The following is an 8860-nucleotide window of genomic DNA, read 5'->3' as shown; positions in this document are numbered from 1 at the left end:
CTTCTCAGAATATGACAAACCTGTTATAGAAATTAAGTGGGATGGAAGAGAGTGTGAAATTGAACTTGAGGTGAAGGAGTGATTGCTCAATACGCAAAGAGCAAAGGATATAAAATCCCCCTCCAATCCCGGAGGGGGATTAAACTTTATAAATCACCCATGGTTAAAGCCATAACTGCCTTTTGAACATGGAGTCTGTTCTCTGCAATATCATAGATTATAGACTTTGGTGAACTTGCCACAGCATCTTCAACTTCATTGTTTCTATCCACCGGCATTGGATGAATAAAGTATGCATCGTTGGTAAGCTTCATAAGTTCTGTGGTTAGTGTCCAATCTCTGTGTTTTTTTGCCATCTCAATCTCAGCCTCTTTTCCAATTTCATATCTCTTTGGACTCATCCAGTTTCTTGCATAAACAACATCTGCACCTTGAAGTGCCTTTCTCAAATCATTTAAATCTCCAGAGATTATTTCAAATTCTCCGCCACTTCTTCTTGCATTATTCTTAACCATATCCATAACCTCTGGATCAAGGTCGTATCCTTCTGGATAGACAAGTTTTATATCCATTCCAAATTTGGATGAGATAAGTAGATTTGCATGGACAGATGACCATGACCTAACCATTGTGGAGTATCCCCACATCATAACAAGTTTCTTTTTCTTTACATCTCCCATATGCTCAAGAAGACCAAGTATATCTGCAAGAGCTTGGCATGGATGATACTTGTCATGAGCCATAGAGATAACAGGAATAGATGCATACTTTGCATACTCCCTTAAAACATAGTCTCCCTGACCATACTCTTCTATTGCATCTTCAAGAAGTCTTATTCCAATACCTGCTGCATATCTACTCATAACATTTGCAGCATCTTCAATTGTCTCTCCTGCCTTCTTCTTTGTTTTAAGCCTCATACTCTTTGGTTCAAGAAATTGAGCATGTCCACCCAACTCTGTTGCTGCTGCTTCAAAGGATTGTCTTGTTCTAACACTGGGATTGTAGAAAAGCATGAGGAATGTTTTTCTTAAAAGTGCATTTCTGTATGGATTTGTAAATCTTAATCTCTTCATCTCTCTTGCAACCTCAAGGGTCTCCAAAATCTCAGAAAGAGACCACTCCTGAATTGTAATTAAATCTCTTCCATGAAGTCTGTGCATAATTCCCTCCTTTCCCTTAATTTAAAATAAAAACCGCAGAGGAGTGTGAGTTTCCTCTGCGGTTCATGTTTTCTCCCCTCTAATTACTAATCTGGAACAACAGTTGTTCCAGCTTTTCCTTCAAGGGTTTCAAGATACTTGGAGGTAAGAGAAATATAAGCTTTACTTCCACCTGCCTCAAGGAACTTGATTATTGCTAAGATCTTTGGTCCCATGCTTCCAGGTGGGAAGTGTCCCTCTTCATAGTACTTCTTTGCCTCAGAGAGGGTTAAGTGCCTTAAGTCAACCTGTTTTGGTGTTTGATAGTAGAGTTTTGCTCCATCCTCTCCTGTAAATATTGTAAGGGTTACCTCAACATCCTCTCCTCTTTCCTTTGCTCTCTTAAGTAGCATTCTTCCAAGAAGGGATGAGGCAAGGTCCTTATCAATTACTGCTTCAACTCCACGATATATCTTAAGTCCCTTTGGTCCCTTAAACTCTATTCCATAGTTACATCTATAAACGCCATTTTCATCGGGTTTAACCTCTACAACTGGAATTCCACCACCACCTACAGTTATAGGAATATCTCCCTTCTCAAGTGCTGCTTCAACTGCATCAATCTCTACTATATCAAGAGGTTCTGGAGATGGAACAACTCTACGCCATAGTTCATTACCTTCTTCATCCTTCTTGTATAGTTTGACAGTCCAACCTTTCTCCTTTGCCTTCTTTAAAGCTTCCTCCTTTGAGTATGGAGGTCCAACAAACTTTGTTGGATTTTTAAATCCAGGATCATCCTCACTCACCACAACCTGAGTTACAACTGCTGTAACAGTCTTATCAATACCATTTGCCTTCAGTTCATTTCCAAGAATCTGACCAATCATATAACCCATTGCTCCCTGAGTATCTGCTCCGCATACATCAAGAGGAAGTGGTGGTAATACATTACTTGCAATTTCTGATCTAAGTAACACATTCCCAACCTGTGGACCATTTCCATGGGTTATGATGAAACTATCATCTGGGAACTCCTTAACAATTCTTGCGATGTGCTTACTTGTCTCACGAGTCCTCTTCCACTGCATTGGAATATCAGGAATGATAGGTTTCCCATGCTCATCCTTTAATCCAACTGGTGATACTTCATTTCCTCCAAAAGCAAAGATCCTTATCTGTTTTTTTGCCACTTCTAATACCTCCTTTACTTGTACTTCTTGATTAATCCTACTCTCTCATTGAACTCTCTAATGAGTTCATCCCACTCTTTGTAAGAATTAAACTTCTCCTTCCAGTAGTTATCGTTGTACCACTGCTCATTTAATTCTTCCACACTCTTCCCTCTCTGCTCAACCCATGTGAAGTATTTAAGATTGTGCATCCTTCTTCTGTCCCAATAGGATAATTCAAGCATCCAATCTATGGATGCTCCCATTAAAACATCTTCAAAATCCTTTGCTGCATCAATCTCTTTATACTCTCCCCTCTCTTCTCTCAGTTCTTTAATTCTTGACTTGTAAAGCTCCATGGAATCTGTTGCCACTGTAAATATCATGTCGTTTTCTGTCATCTCATAGTACTTTGCCATCTTTATCGAGCCAATAAGGTTTGCCACAGATGAAATTCCAAGTAGATCAAGATTATCCACAATCTCCTCTGGGACTTTCATCTTCTTAAGATACTTCCTTCCCTCTGGTTCATTGAAGAGCCTGATCAATCTCATACTATCCTCATCATCAATATCAACAACCATATCAATATTCTTCACATCAAACACCCAGGGAACATGCTTATCTCCAATTCCCTCAATCCTGTGTGCTCCATATCCATTGAATAGAAGGGTTGGACACTGAAGTGCCTCACCTGCTCCAATCTTAATCGTTGGGAATTTCTCTCTCAAATAGTTTCCACATCCCAATGTTCCTGCAGAACCCTGTGTAAGAAACAGAGCGGTGAATTTATCATTTTCTTTCTTAATATTATGATAAACCTCCTCCATGGCTGGACCTGTCACAGCATAGTGCCAGATTGGATTTCCAAACTCATCAAACTGATTTAGAACAACAATCTCATCAGGATACTTTCTTTTGAGTTCTTCACTCTTATCAAAAACCTCTTTTACATTACTCTCGCTTCCCGGTGTTGCGTATATCTCTGCACCAATACTTTTAAGCCACTCAAACCTCTCCCTACTCATACCTTCGGGAAGGACTGCAACAGCTTGACATCCAAGAAGATGGGAGTCGTATGCACCGCCTCTGCAGTAGTTTCCTGTTGAGGGCCAGAGAGCTTTCTGTCTTGTTGGATCAAACTCACCTCTTATAAGTTTTTCAACAAGTGGACCAAAGGTTGCACCAACCTTATGTGAACCTGTGGGGAACCATTTTCCAATGAGCATAACTATTCTTGCCTTAACTCCTGTGAGTTCTCTTGGAAGTTCTATGAAATTCACTCCATCAAATCCACCACCAAATTTCTTTGGCTCATTCTTCCATGTGATTCTAAATAGATTTCTTGGATGAAGATCCCAAAGACCAATGTTTTTGAGTTCCTCTTTTATACCTTCTGGAATCTTCTCTGGATTCCTCATCTCCTCGTATGTGGGAATTATTATATTTTTCTCTCTTGCCCTCTCTATTGTTCTTTTTAAAACCTCTTCATTTACCTTTAACTTCATAACTACCTCATAATAAGAGCCATTATTGCCTTCTGTGCATGAAGTCTGTTCTCTGCCTCGTCAAACACAACAGATTGAGGTCCATCCATAACCTCATCTGTCACCTCAAATCCCCTATCTGCTGGAAGGCAGTGCATATAGATTGCATCAGGTTTTGCAAGAGCCATCTTCTCTTTATCGCATATCCAATCCTTATTCTTCTCAAAGAGTTCCTTTATCTTTGTAAAATCTGGCTTATCCGCCTCTGGTGGAATAAAGTGTTTGCTTGTCCAAGATTTTGGATAAACAATGTCTGCATCTTTAAATGCCTCTTTCATATCATTTACAATCTCAAAGCTTCCACCATACTTCTTAACATTCTCTTTAACAGCATCTATTATGTTATCGTCAAGTTCAAATCCCTCTGGATGTGCAAGGGTTATGTTAAGTCCAAACTTTGATGCAACAGTTATAGCACTCTGGGGGACTGCAAGTGGTTTCTCTGGAGATGGTGAGTATGCCCAACTCATTACAAACTTTTTCCCTCTTAAATCTGGTCCCTTCTTCTCAATCATTGTCATAATATCTGCCATTCCCTGACATGGATGGTAAATATCATCCTCCATATTTATAACAGGAATATCTGCCCACTTTGCAAACTCCCTTATCATCCTATCCGCCTCTCCATAGATCCAATCCACTGGCGCTCCATAGCAACGTATAGCAATTCCCTCACCCATCCTTGAGAGAACTCTTGCAACATCAGAAACTCTCTCAGTTGTATATGCAATCTCCCTTCCGGGAAGTGCAGGGGTGTAAATCTTTTTTGGGTCAAGGAAGTGTGCATGACCACCAAGCTGAAACATTCCAGCTTCAAAGGAGTTCCTTGTCCTTAAAGACTGATTGTAAAAAATCATAAAGAGGGTTTTTCCCTCAAGAAGTCTGTGTGGTTCCCCCACAGCTCTTTTTCTTTTAAGGTCAAAGGCAACCTCAAGAATTGTTTCAAGTTCCTCCTTAGTGTAATCAAGATCAGTAATCCAGTCCCTTCCTCTAAAGCTCTCTGTCTTCATTTTGTTCCTCCTTTTCCTAAGTTATACTATATGATTATTTTAAAACTACTAAGGTTTATGTCAATAAATTTTTTAAACACCAAATGGACCTCCACCTTTCTCTACAATGGGAAGAAACAGAAAAATTGTTCCAATAACTATGAATAGTAAACCAAACTTAGATTTATTAACAAGGAGTATCCCCATGATAAAGAAAGCAATTCCAAATATTGTAAACTCTATGTTTCTTCTCTTCTTCTCTTTATCCATCTTAATCTCCTTCCTGTTCAGATTACAAAATAATTATACAAAAACTCCTCCCTTCTGAAAATATATCTTTGAAACAAATTAATCTATTATTTGTATATTTAAATAAAGGAGGATGATATGACAAGGAAACTTTTTATTTTACCTTTTATACTGATAATTCTATTATCTTTGGGCTTTGTCCTGCCAAACAATTTACCCTCTATAAAGATAAAGGGTAGTATAGTTTCCGAGAATGAGGCAAGATTTTCTGTGGAGCTTGATAGGATGGGATTTCTAATTATGGATGGAAAAACTATAGACATAACAGGTGGGGAAAAAGATATAAAGGTTAAAAAAGAAGGGAGTTCATTTAAAACTCATGTTTACTGTGGTGATAGATTTGGAATAGGGTCCAGTATAACTGTCGAACTAAAGGACATAAAAAAGCCTGAAAAGTATATGATACCGCGAAAAGACCTTTCCACCTCTTTCAAGTTTGATACAGATTCCATGAGACTAAAAGTTTACATAAATCTTTACAGAGAAGTAGCTGTGCCAATGATTTTAGTTATAAACAATGGATCTAAAGAGAAAAGGATACCTGTGGAAAAGAATATGAAAATAGCAGAGAAACTTTAAGAAGGAGAGAACGAAATTTATATAACCACCCTTCTTAAACCACTGAACATTGAAGTCTCTAAAACAGAAATCATAATTGACATTGAAAGACTGGATGCGTTGAGATTAAAAATAGGAGAAAGGGATATCTGGAAAGGCGGCGAGAAAACTACCATGGATACTTCACCATTTATCATATCTGGAAGAACCTTTGTTCCCATTAGGTTTGTTTCTGAAAGTCTTGGTGGGACTGTTCTATGGGATGGTAAAGAGAGAAAGGTAACGATAATCTTGAATGGTAAAAGGATAGAGATGTGGATAGGGAAGAATTACGCTTATGTGAATGGAAATTCAGTGCCTATAGATCCAGATAATCAGGACATTACACCTTTTATCAAGGATGACAGAACTTTTGTTCCTCTCAGATTTGTGTCTGAATCACTTGGTATGAAGGTTATCTGGATAGGAAACTTTCAGGAGATATTCATATTCAATCCCAGTTAGAAAAATCTATTAACTCTCTCTTATCCACTCCATTCTCGTATGCATATTGAAGGGCATCTATCTGCATATTTTTGAGTTTATCTTTAAAGTATGCACCCCTCTCCTTTAACTTTTCAACCCTCTCTATAACATCCATAGCTATACTGAATCTATCAATCTGATTCATTATGGCAAGTTGCATGGGAGTTGTTATTCCACCTCTTCCCTTAAGGAATGTTGTAAGATAACTTGAGTCAATTCCAATCTTCCTGTTCTCTCTGTATCCCCTTACATGAAGATTCTCATGGTTTGTCCTTCTGTATGTTAGTCTGTGAATAAGCCATGGATAACCATGGAAATTGAATATGATTGGTTTATTCCTTGTGAAGTAGGAATCAAATTCTCTATCACTCAATCCATCTGGATGTTCTGAATTTGGGGTTAGTGTGAACAGATTAAGAACATTCACAAATCTAATTTTTAAATCTTTAAATTCTCTCTTTAAGATACCCACTGCTGCTATAGCTTCCTTTGTTGGAATATCTCCGCAACTTGCAATTACTACATCTGGTTCTTCCTCTGGATAGGTGCTTGCAAATCCCCATACTCCTATACCCTTGGTTGCATGTTTAAAGGCTTCATCAATGGAGAGATATTGAGGATGATACTGCTTATCTATAACAATTATGTTTATCCTATCTGTTGTTTGAAGAGAGTGCCATATAGTCCAAAGAAGTGTATTCGCATCTGGAGGAAAGTAAACTCTAACAACATTGGGCCATTTATCCACAATTGAATTTATAAATCCAGGGTCTTGATGGGTAAAACCATTGTGATCCTGCCTCCATACAACAGATGTTAAAAGTAAATTTAAAGAGGAGATTGGAGTTCTCCAGTGAACATCAGTGGATATGTCAACCCATTTTCCAAACTGACTGACCATTGATGAAATTATAGGTGAGAATCCCTCATAGGTATTTAATATTCCATGCCTTCCTGTGAGAAGATATCCTTCAAGCCATCCCTCAACGGTGTGTTCAGAGAGATACTCCATAACACGGCCAAAGGGGGAAAGAAATCCCTCATCTTCATCTTCTGGTAAGGTCTTTGCCATCCATACCTTCCCTTTTACAAAGGTATCATCAAGCCTATTGGATTTTGTTTCGTCTGGTCCAAAAACTCTAAAGTTATTTGGATTTAAATTTATAACCTCCCTCAAGAATCTTCCCAGAGGTCTTGTGTTTTCAACCTGTGTTTTTACCCTTTCTCTAACATCAACAGAGAAATCCTTTGGATGTGGAAGCTTTAAATCCCTTCTTACAAGACCAGAATTTGTATGAGGATTTTTACTCATCCTCCTCTCTCCCTTTGGAGCAAGAGCTTTAAGATCCTCTCTGAGCCTCCCATTCTTATCAAACAATTTCTCTGGTTCATAACTTCTAAGCCACTCTTCAAGTATCTTTAAACTCTCTGGGTTCTCCTTTGCATCTTTAAGAGGAACCTGATGTGCTCTCCAGTATCCCTCAATGAAATGCTTGTTTATCTTTCTTGGTGCAGTCCATCCCTTTGGTGTTCTTAGAATTATCATGGGCCAGTGTGGTCTTTCCGCCTTTCCACTCTTTCTTGATTTTTCCCATATAGAAAGGATTTTCTCTATGGAATAATCCATAGCTTTCATCATCTCTTCATGAACTTCCATCGGTTCCTCTCCCTCAACAACTTTTACATCATAACCATAACCTGTAAAAAGAGAGATAAGCTCATCGTTATCAATTCTTGAAAGAACCGTTGGATTGTTTATCTTGTATCCATTTAGATGTAGAACTGGTAAAACTGCACCATCTCTAATAGGATTTAAAAACTTGTTTGAGTGCCATGATGTAGCAAGAGGACCTGTTTCAGCCTCTCCATCTCCAACAACAGTTATGGCAATCAAATCTTTATTATCAAAAACTGCACCAAAGGCGTGTGATAAGGCATACCCAAGCTCTCCCCCCTCTTGAATTGATCCGGGAATTTCAGGTGTGCAGTGACTTCCAAATCCACCTGGAAATGAGAAGGACTTAAAGAGATTCCTCATTCCTTCTTCATCCTCGGTAAATTGTGAATAGTACTCACTTAAAGTTCCTTCAAGATATACAGGTGCAATTACACCGGGAGCTCCATGTCCTGGACCTGCTATAAAAAATGCATTTATACCATACTTGTTTATAACTCTATTTGCGTGAACATAGATGAAGGAAAGACCCGGACTTGAACCCCAATGACCAAGTAATCTATTCTTTATGTGCTCTTTCTTGAGTGGTTCCTTAAGCAGAGGGTTGTCCTTAAGGTATATCATCCCTGCTGCAAGATAACAGCATGTCTTCCAATAATCATTTATCTTCTCAATCATTTTTCTCCTCCTTAATAATTTTCTCATAGTTAGCTTCATTTTAACATAAAAACCTTAGTCATAAGAAAGCAATGAAAAATGTCAAAATATGTTGAAATCTCTTATCAGCAAGAGACTCCACGCTTACATTAACTATAAATGGATTAAGAATATTATAGATGAGTTCAAGCTGTAGGTGTGTTGTTGGGTTATACATTATGTTGACAAAGTGAAAAAATATATTATAATTTTTCATGAAGAAAATATCATGAAATATATACATCAT

9 protein-coding genes are annotated in these 8860 nt (G+C 38.1%); 2 read left to right on the top strand and 7 right to left on the bottom strand.

Features of this window, described 5'->3' with window-relative positions; genetic code table 11:
• Positions 1-146: 146 nt before the first annotated feature.
• The 5 genes from J7J33_05035 to J7J33_05015 all read right to left on the bottom strand — a co-directional run bounded on the left by J7J33_05035 (position 147) and on the right by J7J33_05015 (position 5120).
• Positions 147-1163 carry an ornithine carbamoyltransferase gene (locus J7J33_05035; GenBank protein ID MCD6168652.1) on the bottom strand — a complete coding sequence of 339 codons (1017 nt, stop codon included), beginning with the start codon at positions 1161-1163 and terminating at the stop codon, positions 147-149.
• A gap of 86 nt (positions 1164-1249) precedes the next feature.
• Positions 1250-2335 carry a carbamate kinase gene (locus tag J7J33_05030; protein MCD6168651.1) on the bottom strand — a complete coding sequence of 362 codons (1086 nt, stop codon included), beginning with the start codon at positions 2333-2335 and terminating at the stop codon, positions 1250-1252.
• A 14-nt stretch (positions 2336-2349) separates the two neighbouring features.
• On the bottom strand, positions 2350-3822 hold the full coding sequence (locus J7J33_05025) for a pyridoxal-phosphate dependent enzyme (GenBank protein ID MCD6168650.1): 1473 nt from the start codon (positions 3820-3822) through the stop codon (positions 2350-2352).
• A gap of 2 nt (positions 3823-3824) precedes the next feature.
• Positions 3825-4871, bottom strand: coding sequence for an N-acetylornithine carbamoyltransferase (locus tag J7J33_05020; protein ID MCD6168649.1), 1047 nt, complete (start codon positions 4869-4871; stop codon positions 3825-3827).
• Positions 4872-4943: 72 nt separating this feature from the next.
• The gene (locus tag J7J33_05015) at positions 4944-5120 is read right to left on the bottom strand and encodes a hypothetical protein (protein MCD6168648.1); all 177 of its coding nucleotides are present in this window, start codon (positions 5118-5120) and stop codon (positions 4944-4946) included.
• Positions 5121-5237: 117 nt separating this feature from the next.
• On the opposite strand from J7J33_05015, the gene J7J33_05010 reads away from it, so the two are divergent.
• Entirely contained in the window at positions 5238-5738 is a 501-nt protein-coding gene (locus J7J33_05010; GenBank protein MCD6168647.1) for a hypothetical protein, read from the top strand.
• 99 nt (positions 5739-5837) lie between these two features.
• Positions 5838-6221: a copper amine oxidase N-terminal domain-containing protein gene (locus J7J33_05005; protein MCD6168646.1), complete on the top strand. Its 384-nt coding sequence runs from the start codon at positions 5838-5840 to the stop codon at positions 6219-6221.
• On the opposite strand, the gene J7J33_05000 is transcribed toward J7J33_05005, so the two are convergent.
• Together J7J33_05000 and J7J33_04995 are read right to left on the bottom strand one after the other, a co-directional pair.
• The gene (locus J7J33_05000) at positions 6208-8595 is read right to left on the bottom strand and encodes a phosphoketolase family protein (GenBank protein MCD6168645.1); all 2388 of its coding nucleotides are present in this window, start codon (positions 8593-8595) and stop codon (positions 6208-6210) included. The two genes, J7J33_05005 and J7J33_05000, sit on opposite strands and share 14 nt — an antisense overlap.
• Positions 8596-8653: 58 nt before the next feature.
• Positions 8654-8860 (bottom strand): hypothetical protein (locus J7J33_04995; protein MCD6168644.1); only part of this gene is annotated, 207 nt, incomplete at its 5' end.

This window comes from Caldisericia bacterium, from assembly GCA_021158845.1.
Taxonomy (GTDB): domain Bacteria; phylum Caldisericota; class Caldisericia; order B22-G15; family B22-G15; genus B22-G15.
This window is presented reverse-complemented; position numbering and strand designations above follow the sequence as displayed.